This is a genomic window from Roseateles saccharophilus (assembly GCF_031458095.1).
In the GTDB taxonomy this organism is placed as follows: Bacteria; Pseudomonadota; Gammaproteobacteria; order Burkholderiales; family Burkholderiaceae_C; genus Pelomonas; species Pelomonas saccharophila_A.
This window is the reverse complement of record NZ_JAVDXU010000003.1, coordinates 521742-543500: the sequence shown is the minus strand read 5'-3', so window position 1 is coordinate 543500 and position 21759 is coordinate 521742. Positions and strand designations below refer to the sequence as shown.

19 protein-coding genes are annotated in these 21759 nt (G+C 68.5%); 15 read left to right on the top strand and 4 right to left on the bottom strand.

What is annotated here, in order from left to right; genetic code table 11:
* The first annotated feature begins 123 nt into the window (after positions 1 to 123).
* The 13 genes from J2X20_RS21500 to J2X20_RS21440 all read left to right on the top strand — a co-directional run bounded on the left by J2X20_RS21500 (position 124) and on the right by J2X20_RS21440 (position 15034).
* Positions 124 to 2217 (top strand): 3-hydroxyacyl-CoA dehydrogenase NAD-binding domain-containing protein, encoded by a 2094-nt coding sequence (locus J2X20_RS21500; protein WP_310269234.1) that lies wholly within the window; start codon positions 124 to 126, stop codon positions 2215 to 2217.
* Between the two features lie 89 nt (positions 2218 to 2306).
* On the top strand, positions 2307 to 3482 hold the full coding sequence (locus J2X20_RS21495; RefSeq protein ID WP_310269232.1) for an acetyl-CoA C-acyltransferase: 1176 nt from the start codon (positions 2307 to 2309) through the stop codon (positions 3480 to 3482).
* Complete coding sequence (locus J2X20_RS21490; protein WP_310269229.1) at positions 3479 to 3901, top strand: PaaI family thioesterase; 423 nt, start codon at positions 3479 to 3481, stop codon at positions 3899 to 3901. The genes J2X20_RS21495 and J2X20_RS21490 overlap by 4 nt, the downstream gene beginning before the upstream one ends.
* A gap of 2 nt (positions 3902 to 3903) precedes the next feature.
* Positions 3904 to 4329, top strand: a complete 426-nt coding sequence (locus J2X20_RS21485) for a PaaI family thioesterase (RefSeq protein ID WP_310269226.1) — start codon at positions 3904 to 3906, stop codon at positions 4327 to 4329.
* A 61-nt stretch (positions 4330 to 4390) separates the two neighbouring features.
* Positions 4391 to 5230 carry a hypothetical protein gene (locus J2X20_RS21480; RefSeq protein ID WP_310269223.1) on the top strand — a complete coding sequence of 280 codons (840 nt, stop codon included), beginning with the start codon at positions 4391 to 4393 and terminating at the stop codon, positions 5228 to 5230.
* A gap of 3 nt (positions 5231 to 5233) precedes the next feature.
* Positions 5234 to 7030: an acyl-CoA dehydrogenase gene (locus tag J2X20_RS21475; protein WP_310269220.1), complete on the top strand. Its 1797-nt coding sequence runs from the start codon at positions 5234 to 5236 to the stop codon at positions 7028 to 7030.
* 64 nt (positions 7031 to 7094) lie between these two features.
* Positions 7095 to 7886, top strand: coding sequence for an SDR family oxidoreductase (locus J2X20_RS21470; RefSeq protein WP_310269217.1), 792 nt, complete (start codon positions 7095 to 7097; stop codon positions 7884 to 7886).
* 7 nt (positions 7887 to 7893) lie between these two features.
* Complete coding sequence (locus tag J2X20_RS21465) at positions 7894 to 8331, top strand: PaaI family thioesterase (RefSeq protein WP_310269209.1); 438 nt, start codon at positions 7894 to 7896, stop codon at positions 8329 to 8331.
* A 250-nt stretch (positions 8332 to 8581) separates the two neighbouring features.
* Positions 8582 to 9223, top strand: a complete 642-nt coding sequence (locus J2X20_RS21460) for an RpiB/LacA/LacB family sugar-phosphate isomerase (RefSeq protein ID WP_310269207.1) — start codon at positions 8582 to 8584, stop codon at positions 9221 to 9223.
* Between the two features lie 221 nt (positions 9224 to 9444).
* On the top strand, positions 9445 to 10080 hold the full coding sequence (locus tag J2X20_RS21455) for a PEP-CTERM sorting domain-containing protein (protein WP_310269205.1): 636 nt from the start codon (positions 9445 to 9447) through the stop codon (positions 10078 to 10080).
* A 101-nt stretch (positions 10081 to 10181) separates the two neighbouring features.
* Entirely contained in the window at positions 10182 to 12506 is a 2325-nt protein-coding gene (locus J2X20_RS21450; protein WP_310269202.1) for a DEAD/DEAH box helicase, read from the top strand.
* Positions 12507 to 12563: 57 nt separating this feature from the next.
* Positions 12564 to 12935, top strand: a complete 372-nt coding sequence (locus J2X20_RS21445; RefSeq protein WP_310269199.1) for a hypothetical protein — start codon at positions 12564 to 12566, stop codon at positions 12933 to 12935.
* Positions 12932 to 15034 carry a hypothetical protein gene (locus tag J2X20_RS21440; RefSeq protein ID WP_310269196.1) on the top strand — a complete coding sequence of 701 codons (2103 nt, stop codon included), beginning with the start codon at positions 12932 to 12934 and terminating at the stop codon, positions 15032 to 15034. Before J2X20_RS21445 ends, J2X20_RS21440 begins: the two co-directional genes overlap by 4 nt.
* A gap of 5 nt (positions 15035 to 15039) precedes the next feature.
* Here J2X20_RS21440 and J2X20_RS21435 read toward each other — a convergent pair whose 3' ends face one another.
* From J2X20_RS21435 to J2X20_RS21420, 4 genes are all read right to left on the bottom strand, one after another.
* The gene (locus tag J2X20_RS21435) at positions 15040 to 16527 is read right to left on the bottom strand and encodes a tripartite tricarboxylate transporter permease (protein WP_310270001.1); all 1488 of its coding nucleotides are present in this window, start codon (positions 16525 to 16527) and stop codon (positions 15040 to 15042) included.
* 16 nt (positions 16528 to 16543) lie between these two features.
* Entirely contained in the window at positions 16544 to 17053 is a 510-nt protein-coding gene (locus J2X20_RS21430; protein WP_310269193.1) for a tripartite tricarboxylate transporter TctB family protein, read from the bottom strand.
* 167 nt (positions 17054 to 17220) lie between these two features.
* Positions 17221 to 18183, bottom strand: a complete 963-nt coding sequence (locus tag J2X20_RS21425; RefSeq protein WP_310269190.1) for a Bug family tripartite tricarboxylate transporter substrate binding protein — start codon at positions 18181 to 18183, stop codon at positions 17221 to 17223.
* A 28-nt stretch (positions 18184 to 18211) separates the two neighbouring features.
* Entirely contained in the window at positions 18212 to 19231 is a 1020-nt protein-coding gene (locus J2X20_RS21420; protein ID WP_310269187.1) for a porin, read from the bottom strand.
* Positions 19232 to 19357: 126 nt separating this feature from the next.
* On the opposite strand from J2X20_RS21420, the gene J2X20_RS21415 reads away from it, so the two are divergent.
* Together J2X20_RS21415 and J2X20_RS21410 are read left to right on the top strand one after the other, a co-directional pair.
* Positions 19358 to 20038 (top strand): response regulator transcription factor, encoded by a 681-nt coding sequence (locus J2X20_RS21415; protein WP_310269183.1) that lies wholly within the window; start codon positions 19358 to 19360, stop codon positions 20036 to 20038.
* Positions 20031 to 21500: a sensor histidine kinase gene (locus J2X20_RS21410; protein ID WP_310269180.1), complete on the top strand. Its 1470-nt coding sequence runs from the start codon at positions 20031 to 20033 to the stop codon at positions 21498 to 21500. The genes J2X20_RS21415 and J2X20_RS21410 overlap by 8 nt, the downstream gene beginning before the upstream one ends.
* Positions 21501 to 21759 lie beyond the last annotated feature (259 nt).

Here is a 21759-nt window from a genome sequence, read left to right as displayed (position 1 = left end):
CCGAGCGGTCTTGTCACTGCCGGGACAAGACGGCGGCGAGACCGCTGCCTAGAATCGAACGGTCGTTCTATTCTGGGCCGTCTGCTGGAGACGCGGCATGGCCCATCAACCGAGGTCGTGCCCATGACAGCCCATTACGAAGTCCGCGGCAGCGTCGCCGTGATCACCCTCGACAACCCGCCGGTCAACGGTCTGGGTTTTGCCACCCGGTCTGCGGTCGCCGCCGGTGTCGAGCGCGCCGAAGCCGACCCGGCCGTCACCAGCCTGGTCATCACCGGCGCCGGCAAGGCCTTCTCCGGTGGTGCCGACATCAAGGAGTTCGGTTCGCCCAAGGCCCTGGCCGAACCCAATCTGCTCAGCCTGATCTCGGTCGTCGAGAACTGCAGCAAGCCTGTCGTTGCCGCCATCCACAGCGTCTGCATGGGCGGTGGCCTGGAGCTGGCCCTGGGCTGCCACTACCGCGTCGCGCAGAGCGGCACCAAGGTGGCCCTGCCTGAAGTGAAGCTGGGCCTGCTGCCCGGCGCTGGCGGCACGCAGCGCCTGCCGCGCGCACTCGGCGTGGAGCCCGCACTGAACATGATCGTCAGCGGTGAGCCGGTCGAGGCCCAGATGCTGGCCATGGTCCCGGGCCAGAAGCTGTTCGACAAGATCGTCGATGCCGACGTGGTGGACGCGGCCGTCAAGTTCGCCGAAGAGGTCTCCGAGAAGCGCCCCTTGCCCAAGGTGCGTGAGCTGAAGGCTCGCCACCCGAATGCCGAGGCCTATTTCCAGTTCGCCCGCAACATGGTGGGCGGCATGAGCAAGAACTTCCCGGCGCCGCTGCGCTGCCTGGAAGCCGTGGCCGGCGCCGTCAACCTGAAGTTCGACGACGGCATGCGCGCTGAGCGCGAGGGCTTCGCCGCCTTGATGCTGACGCCCGAGTCCAAGGCCCTGCGCCATCTGTTCTTCGCCGAGCGCGTCGCCAGCAAGATCTCCGACGTGCCCGAGGACACGCCGCTGCGCACCATCGCCAAGGTGGGCGTCATCGGCGCCGGCACCATGGGCGGCGGCATCTCGATGAACTTCCTGAACGCGGGCCTGCCGGTCACCATCCTGGAGACCAAGCAGGAAGCCCTGGACCGCGGTGTCGCGACCATCAAGAAGAACTATGAGGCCCAGGTCAAGAAGGGCAAGCTCAAGGAAGACAAATATGCCCAGCGCATGACGCTCTTGAGCACCACGCTGAGCTACGACGACCTCAAAGACTGCGACCTCATCATCGAAGCGGTGTTTGAGGAGATCGGCGTCAAGGAGGCTGTCTTCAAGCAGCTGGACGCCGTCGCCAAGCCCGGCGCCATCCTGGCCTCCAACACCTCGACGCTGGACGTCGACAAGATTGCGTCCTTCACCAAGCGCCCGCAGGACGTGGTGGGCATGCACTTCTTCAGCCCGGCCAACGTCATGAAGCTGCTGGAAGTCGTGCGTGGCAAGGAAACGGCCAAGGACGTGCTCGCCACGGTCATGGCCGTTGGCAAGAAGATCAAGAAGACGGCCGTCGTCTCGGGCGTCTGCGACGGCTTCATCGGCAACCGCATGATCGAGCAGTACAGCCGCCAGGCCGGCTTCCTGCTGGATGAAGGCTGCTCGCCGCAGCAGGTCGACAAGGCCGTCGAGAAGTTCGGCTTCGCCATGGGCCCCTTCCGCATGGGCGACCTGGCCGGCAACGACATTGGCTGGGCCATTCGCAAGCGCCGCGCCGTCGAGCGCGCCAACATGAAGTACTCGGCCAGCGCCGACCGCCTGTGCGAGCTGGGCCGCTTTGGCCAGAAGACCGGTGCCGGCTGGTACGACTACCAACCCGGCAAGCGCGATGCCATCCCGTCGCCGGTCGTCGAGGAGATGCTGGCCAAGCACCGCGAAGCCATTGGCGCCAAGAAGCGCGACATCAGCGACGAGGAGATCGTGCACCGCCTGGTGTTCGCCCTGGTCAACGAGGCCGCCCACCTGCTGGAAGAAGGCATCGCCCAGCGCGCGTCCGATGTCGACATGGTCTACCTGACCGGCTACGGCTTCCCGATCTGGCGCGGTGGCCCGATGTGCTACGCCGACACCCTGGGCCTCTTCAACGTCGTGCAGGCGATGAAGCGCTTTGCGAAGAACCCGATGGACGACGGTGCGTTCTGGACGCCGGCGCCGCTGTTGGCCCGATTGGTTGCTGAAGGCAAGTCCTTCACCTGATCGCCACGGCCACACGAAATCTAAGTGTCTTGTGTGCCTGACCGAACGAGCGAAGCGAGTAGCTCTGGCACCAACTGATTAGGACTGACATGAGCAACGCACTGATCGTCTCCACCGCCCGCACCCCGCTGACCAAGAGCTGGAAGGGCGCCTTCAACATGACCCATGGCGCGACGCTGGGCGGCCACGCCGTCAAGGCCGCCGTCGAGCGCGCCGGTATCGAAGCCGGCGCCATCGAGGACGTGCTGATGGGCTGCGCCAACCCCGAAGGCGCCACCGGCGCCAACATCGCGCGCCAGATCGCGCTGAAGGCCGGTCTGCCGGTCACGGTGAGCGGCGTCACCATCAACCGCTTCTGCTCCAGCGGCCTGCAGACCATCGCCATGGCCGCCCAGCGCATCATCGCGGGCGAGGGCGACGTCTACATCGCCGGCGGCGTGGAAAGCATCTCCTGCGTGCAGCAGGAAATGAACAAGCACATGCTGAGCGACCCGGCCCTGCTGAAGCTCAAGCCCGAGATCTACTGGAACATGCTGCAGACCGCCGAGAACGTGGCCAAGCGCTACAACATCTCGCGCGAGCGCATGGACCATTACGGCGCGGGCAGCCAGCAGAAGGCCTGCGCCGCCCAGGCCGCCGGCCTGTTCAACGCCGAAATGATCTCGGTGACGACCACCATGGGCGTGGCCGACAAGGTCATGGGCCTGATGAGCAAGGAAGTGACCGTCAGCGCCGACGAAGGCCTGCGCGAGGGCACGACCTATGAAGGCATCAAGGACCTGCGCTCGGCGGTGCCCGGCGGGCTGGTGACGGCCGGCAATGCCAGCCAGTTCAGCGACGGCGCCGGCGCCTGCGCCCTGGTCAGCGAGCAGTACGCCTCCGCGCACAACCTCAAGCCGCTGGGCCGCTTCCTCGGCTTCGCGGTCGCCGGCTGCGAGCCCGACGAGATGGGCATCGGCCCCGTGTTCGCCGTTCCCAAGGTGCTGAAGAAGCTGGGCCTGACGGTGGCCGACATCGACCTGTGGGAGCTGAATGAAGCCTTCGCCGTGCAGGTGCTGTATTGCGCCGACACGCTGGGCATCCCGATGGACAAGCTCAACGTCAACGGTGGCGCCATTGCGGTCGGCCACCCCTATGGCGTGTCGGGCCAGCGCCTGACCGGCCATGCCCTCATCGAAGGCAAGCGCCGTGGTGCCAAGCGCGTCTGCGTGACCATGTGCATCGGCGGCGGCATGGGTGCCGCGGGCGTGTTCGAGGTCCTGTGACGCCTGAGGCCTTCGTCAAGCGCGGCGCGGAAATCCTCGCCGCGCAGCCCTTCAGCCGCCTGCTCGGCGTGGAGATCGGCGCCGTGGCGCCGGGCCGCGTCGAGCTGCGGCTGGCGCTTAGACCTGAGCTGCTGCAGCAGCACGGCTTCGCGCATGGCGGCGTGTTGAGCTATCTGGCCGACAACGCGCTGACCTTTGCAGGCGGCACGGCCCTGGCGTCGGACGCACTGACGAGCGAATACAAGATCAACTACCTGCGCCCTGCGGTTGGCGATTTGCTGATTGCGCGCGCCGAGGCGGTCAATGCCGGCCGCTCCCAGGCTGTCTGCCGCTGCGATGTGTTCGCGGTCCAGGGCGGCGTCGAGAAGCTCTGCGCCGTGGCCCAGGGCACCATCGTCAAGCTCCAGCAGGACGCCTGAACATGCAGGTCGACCTCGACACGCTGCGCGGCTTCTTCCGTTCGGCGCCCTTCATGGTCGACCTGGGCGTGGAGCCGACGGCTGTCGAGCCGGGTCGCGTGAGCACGCAGTTGGTGGTGGCCAAGCGCCATTGTCAGCACACGGGCGTCGTGCATGCCGGCGTTGTCGCGGCGCTGGCCGACCATTCGATGGGTGCCGCAGCACAAACGATGGCGGCCGACGGCCACTGGGTGCTGACGGCGGAATTCAAGACCAGCCTGCTGCGCGGCGCCAGCGGCGAGCGGCTGGAATGCGAGGCCTGGGTCATCAAGCCCGGCCGACAGGTTTCATTCACCGAGGCCGAGGTGTACGCGGTGCAGGGGGGCGAGCGCAGGCTCGTCGCCAAGGCCAGCGGCACCATGGCCGTGACCGCGGCGAGGCAGGGCTGATGGTTACGCGAAGTGACGCTGGCACAGTCCGGACGTTGAACTGACCTCCGGAGCTTCCGCAATGAAATCTTTTGCCACCGCCGCTTTCTCGTTTGCGCTGACCCTGCTGGCCGGTGCGGCCACTGCCCAGACCGCACCGGTCCCGGACGCGGCCGCCGTCGTCAAGGCCTTGGAGAGTGGCGACTGCGCCGTCGCAGCCAAGACGCTCAATGCCGCCCTGGCCCAGCCTTCGCCCCAGGTGCTGCTGCTGGCCGGCTCCATGTTCGAGCAGGGGCTCTGCCTCAAGCCCAGCGTCGAGCGCGCCGCGCGCTTCTACATGCGTGCGCAGGAGCAGCCGGGCGCGCCGGCCCGGCTGGCCGCCCTCTATGCCTCCCCAGCCGCCGGCCCCGACAAGGGTTTGGCGATGTGGTGGGGCCTGCGTGCCGGTCTGCCCATCCCGCGTGAATGCGATGTCGCGGGCGACGCGCGCCAGGATCCCGACCGCTTCGGCGCGGCCGTCGCCGGCTGGCGTCCGGAGCGGCTCAATGCCTGCGTGCATGTCATCGGCGTACTGGCGACGCTCGGCGCTGAATTCGTCACGGCGTCCATCGTCGGCGACGGCCTGCCGGTCGTCTTCGCGCCGGCCAGCGGCCAGTGGCTGGTCGCCAGCGACCAGCTGGCGCAGGAAGGCATGGACGCCGGTGTCGGCGCCGGCGCCATCCGTGGCTCCGCGCCGGGCTTCCAGCGCGCCGAGTCCTGGTCCCAACCCGACACTGCGCGGGCGCGCTCCCGCGAGGAACTGCGCGCCATGGCGCCCCGCATCGAGCGCCTGGGCCGAGAGGCCCTGGCGCGCTATCCCCGCCCCGAGGGCATGGACCCCGGCTGGCGCCTGAACTTCTCCATCACCGAGCAAAGGCGATGACGCATGCGTGAAACCCTGGACTTCCTGCTCTACGACTGGCTGCACGCCGCCGACCTGACGGCCCGCGAGCGCTTTGCCGACCATTCGCGCGAGACCTTCGGCGCGGTGCTCGACACCTGCGAGCGCATCGCCCGCGAGAAGTTCGCGCCCCACTACCGCCTGATGGACACCGAGGAGCCGCGCTTCGATGGGGAGCGCGTGCACCTGCCGGCGGCGACCTTGGAGGCAGTCGATGCGCTGGTGGAGTCCGGCATGCTGGCCGCGACCCATGACTACGACGTGGGCGGCATGCAGCTGCCCTGCCTGGTCGAGACGGCCGCCAACACCTTCGTCAGCAAGGCCAATGTCCACGCCGGCTCCTATGTCGTGCTGACGACTTGCAATGCCAATCTGCTGATGGAGCATGGCAGCGAGCGCCAGCGCGAGGTGTTCGCCAAGACCCTGCTGGCCGGCCAGTGGTTCGGCACCATGTGTCTGTCGGAGCCCCAGGCCGGTTCGTCGCTGTCCGATGTGGTCACGCGCGCCGAGCTTGAAAACCAGGACGACCCTCTCGGCCCCCGCTACCGCCTGCGCGGCAACAAGATGTGGATCTCGGGCGGCGAGCATGAGCTGCGCGAGAACATCGTCCACCTGGTGCTGGCCAAGATCCCGGGGCCGGATGGCAAGCTGATTCCCGGCACCAAAGGCATCTCCCTCTTCATCGTGCCCAAGCAGATGGTGGGCGAGAACGGCCAGCTGACCGGCGAACGCAACGACATCGCGCTGGCCGGGCTCAACCACAAGCTGGGCCATCGCGGCACGACCAACTGTCTGCTGAATTTCGGCGAAGGCCGTCACAAGCCCGATGGCAAGGCGGGTGCCGTGGGCTATCTGGTCGGCAAGCCCGGCGAGGGCCTGCGCTGCATGTTCTTCATGATGAACGAGATGCGCATCGGCGTCGGCCTGGGCGCCGTCATGCTGGGCTATGCCGGCTATGAGGCCAGTCTGGAATACGCCAAGCAGCGCCCGCAGGGCCGGCCGATGACGGCCGCCGGCAAGGATGCCGCCAGCCCGCAGCGGCCCATCATCGAACACGCCGATGTGCGCCGCATGCTGCTGGCGCAGAAGAGCTATGTGGAGGGCGGCCTGGCCTTCGAGCTGTATTGCGCCCGCCTGGTCGACGAGCTCAACACCGGCGACGCCAAGGCCGAGGCGCAAGCCCTGCTGGACGTGCTCATCCCCATCGCCAAGAGCTGGCCCAGCGAGTGGTGCCTGGAGTCCAACTCCCTGGCCATCCAGGTGCTGGGCGGCTATGGCTATACGCGCGACTTCCCGGTCGAGCAGTACTGGCGCGACCAGCGCCTGAACATGATCCATGAGGGCACGCACGGCATCCAGGCCCTGGACCTGCTGGGTCGCAAGGTCGTGCAGCAGGGCGGGGCGTCGCTGGCGGCCTTGGCCACACGCATCCAGGCCACCATCGAGCGCGCCATGCAGACCGAATGGGCGCCGCTGGCCAACCAGCTGGCCGCGGCCCTCGCCCAGGTCGGTGGCGCCACCAAGAAGGCCTGGAGCACCGGCGAGCCCGAGGAAGCCCTGGCCAATGCCACGCCCTATCTGCAGGCCTTCGGCCACACCGTGCTGGCCTGGATCTGGCTGGACGTGATGCTGGCCGTGACCGGCGACAGCGACTTTGCCCACGGCAAGCGCGCCGCCGGCCGCTATTTCTTTGCCTACGAGCTGCCCAAGATCGGCGCCTGGCTCGACGTCGTCGCACGCCGCGAGCCGCTGTGCCGCGAGATGAAGCCTGAATATTTTTGATGACCTTGCGGGTCAGACCGCTCGCACAGCGAGTGCTCTGACCCCAACCGTATAGGAGAGACCCATGAGCACCAAAGTCCAAGACCTTTTCGACCTCAGCGGCCAGGTGGCCCTCGTCACCGGCGGCTCGCGCGGCCTGGGCCTGCAGATCGCCGAGGCCCTCGGCGAAGCCGGCGCCAAGATCATGCTGACCTCGCGCAAGGCGGCCGACCTGGAAGAGGCCGCCGCCCATCTGCAGGCACGCGGCATCGACACCCGCTGGGTGGCGGCCGACGCGGCCAAGGAAGAGGACGCCCAGCGCGTCGTCGCCGAGACCATGGAGCGCCTGGGCAAGATCGACATCCTGGTCAACAACGCCGGCGCCAGCTGGGGCGCGCCCGCCGAGGAGCATCCCATCGAGGCCTGGGACAAGGTCATGGACCTCAACATCCGCAGCCTCTTCGTCTTCGCGCAGGCGGTGGCCAAGGCCAGCATGATCCCGCGCAAGTCGGGCCGCATCATCAACGTGGCCTCCATCGCCGGCCTGGGCGGCAACTCGGCCGTCATGAAGACCATCGCCTACAACACCAGCAAGGGCGCGGCCGTGAACTTCACGCGCGCGCTGGCCGGCGAGTGGGGCCAGTACGGCATCACCGTCAATGCGCTGGCACCGGGCTTCTTCCCGAGCAAGATGACCAAGGGCCTGCTGGCTACCATCGGCGAGGACAAGATGGCCGCCCACGCGCCGCTGAACCGCATCGGCGACGACGACGACCTCAAGGGCGCGGCCCTGCTGTTCGCGTCCAAGGCCGGCAAGCACATCACCGGCCAGATCCTCGCCGTCGACGGCGGCGTGTCGGCGATTCACGGGGGATGATGCACAGATGGAGTTCCCGGTCCACATCCCCTTCGTCCAGCAGCTCGGCTTCCAGCTGCACAGCGTCGGCGACGGCGAAGCCGAGCTGAGGCTGACGATCAGCGAGCAGCACCTGAACTCCTGGCGCGTGGCCCATGGCGGCGTCGTGATGACGCTGCTGGATGTGGCCATGGCGCATGCGGCCCGCAGCGTGAACCGGCACCTGCCGGACCTCGGGCCCGGCGTCGTCACGGTGGAGATGAAGACCAGCTTCATGCGCCCCGGCGAGGGTGAGCTGCGGGCGGTGGGCAGGCTGCTGCACCGCTCGACGACCATGGCCTTCTGCGAGGGCGCGGTTTACGGTGCGGACGACAAGCTCTGCGCCCATGCCACCGGCACCTTCAAATACCTGCGGGCCTTGCCGGCAGGGCGGCAGCTCAAGCCACTGGGCGGCGAGGGCGACTGAATCCCCAGAACGCTCTCGGGATTGAGTGTGTTTTCTGAAACGTCGTTCCAGTATTTGGCACAATAGCGCCAGCGTCTGCATCCCGCCCCGGGGTGCGCGGTTGGCCAGGTGGACGCGGACCATGCCGTCCGCATCCGATCACCTGGCATGACGGCCCGCGCTCGAGGCCCCTCTGGCCCGAGCGACCAAGCCCTTGCACCGGGCGGTCCTTGGCCGCCTGCGCCCTCATTCCGCCCGAAAGCCACCCGCCATGAAGATCGCCCTCATCATCGAGAACAGCCAGGCCGCCAAGTCCGAGATCGTCCACAACGCCCTCAAGACCGTCGCCGAGCCGCTGGGCCACAGCGTCCACCACTACGGCATGTACACGCCTGAGGACAAGGCTTCGCTGACCTATGTGATGAACGGCCTGCTGGCCGGCATCCTGCTGAACTCCAAGGCCGCCGACTTCGTCGTCACCGGCTGCGGCACCGGCATGGGCTCCATGCTGGCCTGCAACAGCATGCCCGGCGTGTTCTGCGGCCTGGTCATCGACCCGACCGACGCCTTCCTGTTCGGCCAGATCAACGACGGCAACTGCATGTCCATGCCCTATGCCAAGGGCTTTGGCTGGGCTGCCGAGCTGAACCTGCAGGACTGCTACCGCAAGCTGCTCGAGAACGAGCGCGGCGCCGGCTACCCCAAGGAACGCGCCGCCATCATGGCCAAGAACCGCGGCATCCTGAAGGACCTGAAGGCCGCCTCCTGCAAGGACATGCTGACGGTGCTGAAGAGCGTCGACCAGGACCTGCTCAAGGCCGCCGTATCGGGCGAGAAGTTCCAGGAGCTGTTCTTCACGAACTGCCAGGACGACGCCATCGCCGGCCACATCAAGGGTGTTCTGGCTGCCTGATGAAGGACAAGCCGCCGGAGGCGCTCTGGTGGCTTCGCCGGCGAAGAATGGTCGCTGCCCTTCTGGAGCAACTGTCGACGGTTTTGACAATCCGGTGACAAACACCTCCAGCTTGTGCGCATAAGTGATTGCTGCACAAGAGATTTTCTGTATTGGCACAGGACCTGCTCCCTAGTTTGTCAGTCGCAAATCCTGCGACGTGTCCAACAACGGGAACTCCCATGTCCAAGTTTGCATCCGCCGTCCTGGCGCTCGGTTTGTCCCTGATCGGTGCTCAAAGCGCGCTGGCGGCCCTCGTGACGACGGACCCCGGCACCGGTGTCACCACCACCTTCACGGCCACCGGCAACAACGGCTTCGGCAACCCCGGCCCCGTCGTGCTCGACGGCATCACCTGGACCGGTGCCCCGCAGGCGACCTATGGCAATGCCAACTACGGCCTGCTGGGCAATGGCAACTGGAACTGGTCCTGGGTCGCCACCAACAACGGCAGCGGTTCCATCACCGCCAGCCTGGGCGGTGCCTACGGCCTCGTCGGCGGCTTCATGAACTACGCGCCGAACAGCGGCAGCGCACCGACGATCGAGGCGCTGGCCGCCGACGGCGTCACGGTGCTCGAGAGCTATGACCTGAGCGCCCTGGCGCCCATCACCACCAGCGGCACCAACCAAGGTGCCTTCCGCGGCATTTCGCGTGTTCAGGACGACATCTACTTCCTGCGCCTGAGCGGCAGCTACATCATCACCCACACGCTGGAAGTCGGTAACCCGGGCGGCACCGTGCCGGAGCCCGTCTCGCTGGCCCTGGTGGGCTTGGGCCTGCTGGCCGCGGGTGCTGCGCGCCGCCGCAAGGCCTGATCGTCTTCCAGGCCGTCCAGGACGGTCATGAACCAAGGGGTGGCTGAGGCCGCCCCTTTTTGTTTGATGGAGGCGGTCTCGCAGGCTGCGAGACTGTCGGGATGCCTGTTCCACCTCCCCATCTCACGCTGCGCACGCTGACACGCGGCGATGGCCTGCTCGGCCTGCGGCCGCGTGGCCCGCTCGGCCCGCGCGGCGAGCAGGTGACGGTGGCGATGCTGGCCACGCCGGACGCCAACGCCGAGCAGGGGCTGCGCACGCGCGGCCTGATCCCGCTGGACCCCGCGCTGCTGCAATGGCGCGGTGCGCCGCAGCCGCTCGGCAGCTCGCTGTGGACCCTGGTCCAGGAAGAGTTCTTCGGCGACTTCCACGCCGAGAAAGTGCCCGAGCTGCAGGCCCTGGGCTGGCAGGTCACGACCGAGCCGGGCTTTGCCCACCACAGCCAGTTCGTCAGCGGCTGGCAGCTCGGCCTGACGGAAGAAGAAGCCCCAGAAGCGCCCAAGCCCAGCCGCCGTGTCGAAGGACTGGGCCTGGAGCGCCGCACCGGTGCCTGGCTGGTCAGCCTCGGCATGGAGGTGGATGGCCAGCGCCTCGACCTCGCGCCGCTGATGGCCAATCTGCTGCGCAAGGACAAGCGCTGGCTGGACGCGGTGGCCATCGCCGCCATCGAGGACGACGCCATCGTCTCCCTGCGCGCGCCCGGCGGCCGCCGCTATCACGCCGTTGCCGCGCCGCTGAAGGCCATCATGCTGGCCCTGCTGGACCTGCTCAAGCCGATGGAGCTGGAGAAGGGCAAGCCCCTCAAGCTCAATGAGTGGGACGCCGACCGCATCCGCTGCATCGAAGAGGAGGGGCGGGGGCGCTGGCAGATCCACGGTGACGCCGGCCTGAAGGCGCTCGGCCAGCGGCTGCTGGCGGCCGGCGCGCCCATGACGCTGGCCCAGCCGCCGGGCCTGGGCCTGCAGTTGCGGCCCTACCAGCTGCAGGGCCTGGCCTGGCTGCAATACCTGCGCGAGCAACAGCTCGCCGGCATCCTGGCCGACGACATGGGCCTGGGCAAGACGGCGCAGGCCCTGGCCCATATCTGGGCCGAGAAGCAGACTGGGCGCCTGGACCGGCCCGCCCTCGTCATCGTGCCGACCTCGCTGCTCTTCAACTGGCAGCAGGAGGCCGCACGCATCGCACCGGGGCTCCGGCTGATGACCTGGCATGGCGCAGACCGCGAGGCCGCCCAGCTCGCGCAGGCCGATGTCGTGCTGAGCACCTACAACCTGGTCTGGCGCGACCTGCGCATCTTGTCGGCCCAGCCCTGGCATCTGCTCATCCTCGACGAGGCCCAGGCCGTCAAGAACGCCCAGGCCCGCGCCGCCCGCGCGCTGCGCCGCCTGAACACCCGCCACCGCCTGGCCCTGACCGGCACGCCGCTGGAGAACCACCTCGGCGAGCTGTGGTCGCTGTTTGACCTGCTGATGCCCGGCTTCCTCGGCGACTCGCGCAACTTCGCCCGCCATTGGCGCAAGCCTATCGAGATCAACCGCGACGGTCCGCGCGCCCGGCTGCTCGCGGCCCGCGTGCGGCCCTTCATCCTGCGCCGGCTCAAGACCGAAGTGGCAACCGAACTGCCACCGCTGACCGAACTGGTCAAGCGCGTCACGCTCGTGGGCCAGCAGAAGCAGCTCTACGAGAGCGTGCGCGTCGCGGCCGACCACATGGTGAGACGCATCCTGGCCCGCGATGGCTTCAACGCGACCAGCCTCATCAGCGTGCTGGATGCCATGCTGAAGCTGCGCCAGGTCTGCTGCGATCCGCGTCTGCTGAAGGGCGTGGAGATGGCGCCCCACATCGAACGTGCCAAGCTCGAATGGCTGCGCGAGCACCTGCCGGATTTCGTCGCCCAGGGCCGGCGCCTGCTGGTGTTCTCGCAGTTCACCGAGATGCTGGACCTGATCGCCGCGGAACTGGGCGCCTTGAAGCTGCCGCATCTGCGCCTGACCGGCGAGACGCCGGCTTCCCAGCGCGGCGAGGTCGTGCGCCGCTTCCAGGCCCGCGAGGAGCCCATCCTGCTGGCCAGCCTCAAGGCCGGGGGCGTCGGCCTGAACCTGACGGCCGCCGACACCGTCATCCACGTCGACCCCTGGTGGAACCCGGCCGTGCAGGCCCAGGCCAGCGCGCGGGCCCATCGCATCGGCCAGGATCAGCCCGTCTTCGTCTACCAGCTCGTCGCCCAGGGCAGCATCGAGGAGCGCATGCTGGAGTTGCAGGCGCGCAAGAAGGCGCTGGCCGATGGGCTGCTCGGCAGCGACGACGGCGCGGCCCTGAGCAAATTCAGCGCGACCGAGCTGAAGCTGCTGCTGGCGCCGCTGGAGGAGGACGAGCCGGGCCCGAAGGCGCCGCCGTCCGCCGACCGTCCCCATTCCTGCGGATGACCGCGGAGCAGGCCGACGGCCTACTCCTGCTGAGCCCAATCTCGACCGGAGCCCGCCATGACCACCCGCGAACACATCATCACCAACATCAAGGTCGACCTCGTCGTGAACACCAAGGACGATCTGCGCCGCATCGTGTTCGGGCTGGAGAAGGTCAGCGACGACAACGGCCTGCCGACCTGGACCATCCACTTCCAGCTGTTCCGCCGCGACGACAAGGCTGTTGCCTATGGCGACGCCCGCGTCAGCCTGGACGTGGTCGTGGACAAGGAGCTGCACAGCAAGGCCGCCGCCACCGCCACCAATGGCCTGACCGCCACGCAAGCGGCCTTCCTGGCCGGTCCGGCCTCCAACGCCGCCCTCGCGAGCCAGCAGCCCGGCGGCCCGCCGGCTGACGCCGTCATCCAGCGCACCCTGCTGAAGAGGTGAGACCTTCGCCCCGGGGCGTGCACTGGGCGCTGGCCCTGCTGGTGCTGCTGGCGCCCGCCATCGCAATCGCCGGCCCGCAGGCCAGGCCGGATGCGGTCGTCGTGGCCGGCAACGCCTGCCCGGCCAACGGGGCCTTCGGCGGCATGCCCATCCATGCCGTGGATGTGAGGACGCCGCTGGACTTCCTGCCCTGGATAAGCGCCGACCTGGAGCGGGCGAGGGCACTGGCCGAACGGCTGCGCGGCCAGCCCTACAGCGCCAGCCAGGTCACGGCGGTGTGGAACCAGATCGCGGCTCTGCCCTTTGCGAACCTGGATGTCGAAGCCCGCGTCGGCGGCCGCGTGCTGCCGGTGATGGTCGGCTGCACGCCGCAGGGGCTCGAGCTGGTGTTCTTCGTCTATGCCATCAAGGCTTCCATGTCGGTGGCGCCCACCTGGGAGTCGCGCCAGCGCGAGACGGCGGCGCCGGAAGGCCAGTCCGGGCAGGAGGCCCTGCGCCAGGGCATGCGCCTGCAGCCGCGCCTGGGCTACCGCCCGGGGGAGGGCGCCGGCGCCGGCGCGGCGGCCCTCTACAACCGCCGCGGCGCGGGTGCCGACGCCTACTGGCGCTCCGTCGCCATCGATGCCTATGCCAGCGACCGCTTGCGCGACCTGGCCCTGGCGCTGGAGGGTGCGCGCGACCGCGTCGACGGCTTCTGGGCCCATATCGCCTGGCGCCTGGGCTATGCCGACCAGTCGGTGCCCGCCAAGTCCGTGTCGAGGCTGGGGCAGAGCAATCTCGAGGCCCAGGCCTTGGCCCAGACCCATGCCCTGGGCAGCTCGGCGCTGGCCCTTCGCCTGGGGGCGGCTTTCGACGCCGGCCAGCATCGCAGCCGCGGTCAGGACGACCCCGCCGCGGGCCTGCTGGCCGACCAGCGCTATCAGTCGCTCAAGCTGATGGCCGGCACCACGGCGCGGTTGGCGCGGCAGAGTTGGGCGGCGAGTTATGCGGTCGAGTTCGGCGCCGGCAGCGGTGGCGCGGGCCTGGACTGGGTCAAGCAGATCGTCGACATCGCGCACGAAGGCCGCTGGCCGGTGGCCGACCATCGCAGCCTGTCCTTGGAGACGCGCCTGACCCTGGGTCATCTGCGCGAACAGGGCCTGGTGCCGCATGGCGCGCGCTTCTTCGCCGGCGGGCGCGAGCAGCTGTTCAGCGGCGGCGAGGAATGGCAGATCCGCGCGGCACCGCTGCTGCGCAGCCTGGCCACCAATGCCCTGGCCGGCAGCCCGGCCAGCCCGGGCTATCGGCGCTTCTCGGCACTGAGCGTGACAGCGGCGCTGCCGGTCTTCAACCTGCCCCTGGTACCGGCCGAGGCCTATGGCAATGCCCAGGTTCGCGAGGCGCTGAACGGCCAGCTGGATTCCGCCGTCGGCGGCCTCGCGGCGGACAACCGCACCATGCTGCCGACCTATAGGCAGGCTATCGCCGAGCTGCCCAAGGTGCAGCAGATCCTGGCCGCGCTGGACAGCGCCGTGGTGGCCGCGCAGCCGCCGGCAGGCAGCGACGCTTTCGCTGCCTGCAAGGGGCAACTGGCCCAGGCCCAGGACGAGGTCGGCCAGGTGCTGCAGGAGTCCAGCCTCAGCCAGCTCGGCCTGTTCACGGAGCTGCTGCCGGGCGAAGACACCGCCAACACCCTGGGACAGGTGGTGGCACTTTGCGTGGACGGCTTCAATGCGGGTCCACGCAGCCTGCAGATCACGCAGCAGGGCGCCGCGCTGCGTGCCGCCGTCGCGCAACTGGTGCGCTGGTTCGCGGCGGCCGACCCCAAGCTGGCCGAGCGGGACGCGCGCCGCGAGATCGAACCGGTGCGCCATATCGTCGACACGCTGATGGACGAGATCAACGCCATCGCCGTCAGCCCGCTGCTGATGCTGGACGCCGTGAATCTCGGCCCGCGCCTGAGTGGCCCGCGCAACCGCCTGGCCCTGGGCACGGGGCTGCGCGTGACGCTGGTGGACAGCGTCGACCTCAGCCTGGGCTATATGGCCAATCTGCGCCGCCAGGCCGGCGAGGCGCGCGGCGCCTTCTTCCTGACGATGCAGTTCAAGGATCCGTTCTGATCCGCTCAGCGCCGCGCGGCTATCCAGCGCCAGGCGCGCGGCAGCACCAGCACGGCGATCAGCAGCGCGAGCAGGACCACCGACAGCGGCCTCTCGATGAAGACGCTCCAGTGCCCGCTGCCGATGGACAGCGCATTGCGCCCCTGGGCTTCGGCCAGGGGGCCGAGGATCATGCCGACCACGACGGGCGCGGTGGGGAAGTCGAAGCGCCGCATGACGACGCCCATCAGCCCCAGGGCGAGCATCAGGAAGAGGTCAAAGGCGCTCTGGCGCATGCCGTAGACGCCGACGGTGGCGAAGATCAGGATGCCCGCGTAGAGCTGCGGCCGCGGGATCTTCAGCAGCTTGACCCACAGACCCACCAGCGGCAGGTTCAGCACCAGCAGCATCACGTTGCCGATGTACAGCGACGCGATCAGCGCCCACACCAGGGTCGAGGACGTCGTGAACAGCTGCGGGCCGGCCTGGATGCCGTAGTTCTGCAGCGCGCTGAGCAGGATGGCAGCGGTGACCGAGGTCGGGATGCCGAGCGTGAGCAGCGGCACCAGCGTGGCCGTGACGGCCGCGTTGTTGGCCGCCTCGGGGCCGGCCACGCCTTCGATGGCGCCTGTGGTGCCGAACTCCTCCTTGTGGTCACTGAGCTTGCGCTCGGTGGCATAGCTGAGGAAGGTCGGGATCTCAGAGCCGCCCGCAGGGATGGTGCCGAAGGGGAAGCCGATGGCCGTGCCGCGCAGCCAGGCCGGCCAGGAGCGCCGCCATTCCTGGCGCGTCATGTGCACGCTGCCCATCTTGTTGAGGTCGGTGGTGCTGCGGCCTTCGTAGAGCGCCAGGTACAGGGTCTCGCCGACGGCGAACAGGCCGACGGCGACGAGGACCGTCTCGATGCCGTCCATGAACTCCGGCACGCCGCCGGTGTAGCGCACCTGGGCTGTGATCTGGTCCAGGCCGATCAGGCCGAGGGCCAGGCCGATGAAGAGCGACGTCATGCCGCGCAGCGTGCTCTTGCCCAGCACGGCGCTGACCGTCGTGAAGGCCAGCAGCATCAGCAGGAAGTACTCCGGCGGGCCGAGGGTGACGGCAAAGTCCGCCACCAGCGGCGCGAACAGCGTGACCAGCACGGTCGCGATGGTGCCGGCCACGAAGGAGCCAATGGCGGCCGTGGCCAGGGCTGCACCAGCGCGGCCGTTCTTGGCCATCTTGAAGCCCTCCAGCGCCGTCACCATGGTGCCGGTCTCGCCGGGGGTGTTGAGCAGGATGGAGGTGGTGGAGCCGCCGTACATCGCACCGTAGTAGATGCCGGCGAAGAAGATCATCGAAGCCGTCGGCTCGACCTGCGTCGTGATGGGCAGCAGCATGGCCACGGTCACCGCCGGGCCGAGGCCGGGCAGGACGCCGATGGCTGTGCCGATGACGCAGCCGAGGAAGGCCCACAGCAGGTTGATGGGCGTGCCGGCGGTGGCGAAGCCGCCGAGCAGTTGGTTCCAGAGATCCATCATGGTGGCGTCCTCCTCACAGCCAGCCGCTGCTCGTCAACCCGGGCAGGTTGATGGCCAGCAGCTTGGTGAAGAGCCAGAACACCGGTGCGGCGATGCAGATGCCGGTGACGAGGTCGAGCAGGCTGGCCTTCAGTGCGCCGCCCGCCTTGCCCTCCGAGATGCGCAGGCCGCGCACAGCCAATGCGAAGCACAGCGCGCAGGACAGGATGAAGCCCAGGGTCGTGATCAGGCTGGCATTGGCAATGACGCCGCCGACCACCCAGGCCGCGGCATGCCAGTCGGCGCGCTCGGCGCCCGAGGGCGCCTCCATCTCGCGATAGCCGCCGCTGCGTGCCTCCCAGACCAGCCAGGCGCCGCAGATCATCAGTACCACCGACACCAGCCAGGGCAGGGCGTTGGGACCGACGCCGGCATAGCCGGCCTCCGAGGAGATGAAGGTGGCGCCATAGGCCATCACGGCGCCGATGATGAGGGCGCCGACGCCCACGAGGGTCTGGCCGGTCATGGAAGGGTTGTTGCTCATGATGATCGCTTTGTCACTTGAGTATTGCGCGCCGAGCGCCGGACCGCTCCCTAGCCGGCCCGCCTTGGGCGATGTGCTTGCCGGTCAATCCGGCAAGCATCGCCGTCCCCTCGGGGAACCGACCAGGCTTGCCGGCGTTCAGCCGGAGCAAGACTGGGCGAGGGGCCTCAGATCATTCCGGACTTGACCATGATGGCGCGCAGTGTCGCGAACTCGCGGTCCACAAAGGCGTCGAACTCGGGGCCGGCCATCAGGGCGGGTGTCCAGGCATTCTTCTCGATGGACTCCGCCCAGCTCTTGCTCTTGGTGGCCTGCACGACCATGTCGGTCAGGGCCTTGCGCTGCTCGGCGCTGATGCCGGGTGGCGCATACAGGCCGCGCCAGTTGCCGATCTCGACGTTGATGCCGAGCTCCTTCAGCGTCGGCGCGTCGACGCCCTTGATGCGCTGCGGGGACGTGACGGCGAGGGCGCGCATCTTGCCGCTTTCCAGATAGGGCTGGAACTCGCTGAAGCCGCTGCCGCCGACGGTCACATTGCCGCCCAGGATGGCGGCCACCGCCTCGCCGCCGCCGCGGAAGGGCACGTAGTTGATCTTGGACGCATCGACGCCGACATCGCGGGCGATCAGGGCCGCGGCGATGTGCTCGGTGGCGCCGCGCGAGCCGCCGCCCCACTTGACGCTGCCGGGGTCTTTCTTGAGCTGCTCGATGACGTCCTTCATCGTCTTCAGCGGCGAGGCCGCATGGACGACGAAGACGTTGTATTCGCTGATCAGCCGCGCAACGGGCGTCGCCTGGGACAGATTGACCGGCGGCTTGCCGGTGATGATGCCGCCCAGCATGACGGCGCCCATGACCATCAGGGCGTGCGGGTCGCCCTTGCTGGCGTTGACGAATTGGGCCAGGCCCAGGGCACCGGCCGCGCCGCCCTTGTTCTCGTACTGCACGGAGGCCGCCAGGCCCGCGTCCTGCAGGGCCTTGCCGAAGGCGCGGCCGGTGGTGTCCCAGCCGCCGCCGGGATTGGCCGGGATCATCATCTTGATGGGCACGCCCGCGGCGTTGGCCGACAGCGGCCATGCGCCGGCTGCGGCCAGGGCCGCCAGGGACTTCAGGAAGGTATCGCGACGCATGGATGTCTCCGTTGTTGTCTCTTCGGGCTCAGAACGAGTGATAGATGCCGGCCTCGAGGCCGCTGGAATCCTGCCCCGCGATGATGGCCGAGCCGCCGGGAATCAGGAAGCGGCCGGTCTTGCTGTTGTCCACCTGCGAGGCCGTTGCGTACAGCGACGTACGCTTGGACAGGTTATGCACATAGCCCAGGGCGATGAGCTTACCGGTGTAGTCCTCACCATTGGCGCTGTTACGTGAATGGGCATTGACGTAGCTGGCGCGGATGATGCCGGAGCCGACGGCATAGTGGGCACCGAAGACATAGTTCTTCTGCTCGCGAGTCGTCTGCTTGCTGACGTGGTACAGACCCAGCAGCTTCAGCGGCCCGATGCTGTAGCTGCCGCCGAGGTTGATGACCTTGAACTTGTCTCCGGCCAGGGTGTTGTCCGTGCTCGACACGCCCAGGGCCACGTCCAGGCCGGCGCCGGCATAGCCGATGCGCGCGCCGACATAGCGGCCCGTCGAGCCTTCGCCGGCCGCCACCATGGCCTGGCCATAGACGCCTCCCAGTCCCTCGGGCAGGAAGTAGCCGATGGAGTTGTCCGAGCGAATGACGGTCTTGGCCGTGCCCGATGCGCCGTCGAAGCCGTAGACCAGATTGCTGGCCGCGCCGACGCCATTGGTGCCGAAGGCGTTGAACTTGCTGATGTTCCAGAAGGTCGGCGTGTAGTCGCGGCCCAGGCGCAACTCGCCGGCGTCCTTGCTCGCCAGGCTGACCGTGGCGCGACGCCGCCAGTCGCCGCCCGCACCGACGTCGGGGCCGATGGCGCCCTCGAGGTGAAAGCTGGCGCTCAGGCCGTTGCCGAGATTTTCCTGGCCGCGAAAGCCGATGCGGCTGGTCTGCAGGCCATCGATGCTCTCCAGGTTCAGCGACTTGCTGCCGTTCTTGATGCGCTGCATGCCGACGTCCAGCACGCCGAAGATGGTCACGCTGGATTGCTGGGCCGCGGCCAGGGTCGCGGTGCAGGCGATGGCAGCGCAGGCGAGCGCCTTCAGTTGGACCTTCATCCTTTGTCTCCGTTGTGTTTATGGGAGCCTCCATGCTTGAAAGCGAGGCTGTCAATCCGCTGTCCAGCGCGTCGGGGTAAACCTCAGCTCGGGTGGTGGGCGGGGCGGGTGCTAGCCTGCCGGCCCATGAAGCTGCTGGTGATCGAGGACAACGCCGCGATGCAGACCACGCTGCAGCGCTCCTTCGAGCGCCGCGGCTTCAGGGTCGTCATCTGCGACGACGGCGCCAAGGCCCTGAGCCGCTGGCGGGCCAGCGTGCCGGATGTGGTGTTGCTGGACCTGTCCATGCCCGGCCAGGACGGCCTCGAGGTGCTGGCCCAGGCGCGCGGCGAGGGGCTGACGACGCCCGTCATCATCGTCACGGCACGCGGCACCCTGGGCGACCGCATCCTGGGCCTCAACACCGGCGCCGACGACTATCTGCCCAAGCCCTTTGATCTCGACGAGCTTGAGGCCCGCATCCGGGCCCTGGTGCGGCGCCAGGGCCAGGCCAGCGAGGTGAGGAGCGGCGAGGCGCCGAGCTTCTGCGGCCTGCGCGCCGATGCCCAGAGCGGTGCGGTCTACCACCAGGGCCAGCCTCTGGACCTGGCGCCACGCGAGGCCGCGTTGCTGCGCGCCCTGCTCGTGCGCCCAGGCCAGGCCGTGGCCAAGGACAAGCTCTTCGAACTGGTGTTTGCCGATGCGACCGACGCCCAGCCCGATGCCATCGAGGTGGTGGCCTACCGGCTGCGCAAGCGGCTCGTGGCCACCGGCGCCAAGCTGGTGACGCTGCGCGGGCTGGGCTATCTGCTGCAGGCTGATGACTGAAATCAGGCTTCATCGCCTGGCGCGTCTGTCCATGCGCGCCCGGCTGCTGTGGGGCATCCTGCTGCCGGTGGGCCTGGTGGTGGCCATCAACACGATGAGCCTGTATCGCGACGCGCTGCGCGCCGTCGACACGGCCTATGACCGCACGCTGCTGGCCTCGGCCAAGGCCATCGGCGAGCTGCTGGGCGTGGACGGCAGCGGCGAGCAGGCGCGGCTGGTGGCGCCGGTGCCCTATGCGGCCCTGGAGGCCTTCGAGACCGACAGCCGCAGCCGCCTCTACTTCAAGGTGCGCGGCTTCCAGGGCGAGATGGTGTCGGGCTACGAGGACCTGCCCAACTGGAGCGGCAAGCTGCCCGATCAGAGCGCCTACCCGGCCCTGGTGGACTTCTACGACGACAGCTTCCGTGGCGAGCCGGTGCGCGTGGCAGTGCTGCTGCAGCCTGTATCTGGCCAGACCGGCATGGGCCTGGCCACCATCCAGGTTGCCGAGACCCTGGACCTGCGCCACGGCCTGGCCCGCCAGGTGCTGCTGCACACGCTGTGGCGCCAGGCCGCGCTGCTGGCTGTCATCGCCATCGTCGTCTGGACCGTGGTGCAGCGTGCGACGCGGCCGGTGCGCGAACTCAGCGCCGCGCTGCGCGCCCGCGATGCCGATGACCTCAGCCCGCTGCAGGCGCCTGGCCTGCCCGTCGAGCTGACTCCGTTGATCGTCGCCACCAACGAGGCCCTGGCCCGCCAGGCCCGTTTGCTGGAGCACCAGAAGCGTTTTGTGCGCGATGCCTCGCACCAGCTGCGCACGCCACTGGCCGTGCTGAAGGTGCAGGTGCAGTCGGCGCGCCAGGGCGACGTCGAACCCCTGCAGGCCCTGGCCGAGATCGACACGACGGTGAGCCGCGCCACCCAGCTGGCCAACCAGATGCTGGCCCTGGCCCGGGCCGAGCAGATGCGCCAGCCGGGCGAGGCCATGCCGACCCAGGACTGGGCCGAGATCACCCGCGCCGTGGCCCTGGACCTGGCGCCGTTGATCGCCAAACAGGGCCTGGACTTCGACATCCGCACCGAGCCCGCCGCCGTCAACAGCCATGAATGGGCCCTGCGCGAGCTGACGCGCAATCTGCTTCACAACGCCATCCAGCACACACCGGCGGGCGGACGGCTGGCGATTGAGCTGTCAGCCGAGGAAGGCCGCGCATGCCTGCTGATTGCCGACGGCGGCCCGGGGCTGACGCCGCAGCAGCAGGAGCGGCTTTTTCTGCCTTTCGCAGCCGGCGATTCCGGCCAGGGCTCTGGCCTGGGCTTGGCCATCTGCCAGGCCCTGGTGCATTCGCTGGGCGGGCAGATCGAACTGGCCAACCGGCTGGTGGAAGGGCGTGTGTCGGGCCTGGACGCTCGCGTGCGGCTGCCCCTCGTGGACTCGCCGCGCGGCGCCAAAAGCCAAGGGGTCAGTTCCGTGAAGAACTGACTCCTTGGCAGCCCTGCATGCTTGCCTTGAGTTCCCTGACCACATCGGCTGACGTGACCCGAGAAGTCGGATCCGCGAATCCGAAGGATGCCAAGTCACCGGCAGGTCCGCCCACAGCCACGCGGCAAGAGGCATGCACCTCATGCACAGCTACCATCGACGACGCGCTGGTCAGGCCGCGACCGTCTAACTTAAACCCACGGGCCTCCGCAGAACGCGGGGCGGTTCAACCTGTCTATGGGAGCCCCGACGCGGCCCC

What these genes read in the sequence shown, in the direction of transcription:
- J2X20_RS21480 (WP_310269223.1), top strand. Translation starts at nt 4,391, where the DNA reads ATGAAATCTTTTGCCACCGCCGCTTTCTCGTTTGCGCTGACCCTGCTG.
- J2X20_RS21475 (WP_310269220.1), top strand. Translation starts at nt 5,234, where the DNA reads ATGCGTGAAACCCTGGACTTCCTGCTCTACGACTGGCTGCACGCCGCC.
- J2X20_RS21495 (WP_310269232.1), top strand. Translation starts at nt 2,307, where the DNA reads ATGAGCAACGCACTGATCGTCTCCACCGCCCGCACCCCGCTGACCAAG.
- J2X20_RS21500 (WP_310269234.1), top strand. Translation starts at nt 124, where the DNA reads ATGACAGCCCATTACGAAGTCCGCGGCAGCGTCGCCGTGATCACCCTC.
- J2X20_RS21435 (WP_310270001.1), bottom strand. Translation starts at nt 16,527, where the DNA reads ATGGATCTCTGGAACCAACTGCTCGGCGGCTTCGCCACCGCCGGCACG.
- J2X20_RS21465 (WP_310269209.1), top strand. Translation starts at nt 7,894, where the DNA reads ATGGAGTTCCCGGTCCACATCCCCTTCGTCCAGCAGCTCGGCTTCCAG.
- J2X20_RS21430 (WP_310269193.1), bottom strand. Translation starts at nt 17,053, where the DNA reads ATGAGCAACAACCCTTCCATGACCGGCCAGACCCTCGTGGGCGTCGGC.
- J2X20_RS21450 (WP_310269202.1), top strand. Translation starts at nt 10,182, where the DNA reads ATGCCTGTTCCACCTCCCCATCTCACGCTGCGCACGCTGACACGCGGC.
- J2X20_RS21470 (WP_310269217.1), top strand. Translation starts at nt 7,095, where the DNA reads ATGAGCACCAAAGTCCAAGACCTTTTCGACCTCAGCGGCCAGGTGGCC.
- J2X20_RS21420 (WP_310269187.1), bottom strand. Translation starts at nt 19,231, where the DNA reads ATGAAGGTCCAACTGAAGGCGCTCGCCTGCGCTGCCATCGCCTGCACC.
- J2X20_RS21445 (WP_310269199.1), top strand. Translation starts at nt 12,564, where the DNA reads ATGACCACCCGCGAACACATCATCACCAACATCAAGGTCGACCTCGTC.
- J2X20_RS21460 (WP_310269207.1), top strand. Translation starts at nt 8,582, where the DNA reads ATGAAGATCGCCCTCATCATCGAGAACAGCCAGGCCGCCAAGTCCGAG.
- J2X20_RS21410 (WP_310269180.1), top strand. Translation starts at nt 20,031, where the DNA reads ATGACTGAAATCAGGCTTCATCGCCTGGCGCGTCTGTCCATGCGCGCC.
- J2X20_RS21485 (WP_310269226.1), top strand. Translation starts at nt 3,904, where the DNA reads ATGCAGGTCGACCTCGACACGCTGCGCGGCTTCTTCCGTTCGGCGCCC.
- J2X20_RS21455 (WP_310269205.1), top strand. Translation starts at nt 9,445, where the DNA reads ATGTCCAAGTTTGCATCCGCCGTCCTGGCGCTCGGTTTGTCCCTGATC.
- J2X20_RS21415 (WP_310269183.1), top strand. Translation starts at nt 19,358, where the DNA reads ATGAAGCTGCTGGTGATCGAGGACAACGCCGCGATGCAGACCACGCTG.
- J2X20_RS21425 (WP_310269190.1), bottom strand. Translation starts at nt 18,183, where the DNA reads ATGCGTCGCGATACCTTCCTGAAGTCCCTGGCGGCCCTGGCCGCAGCC.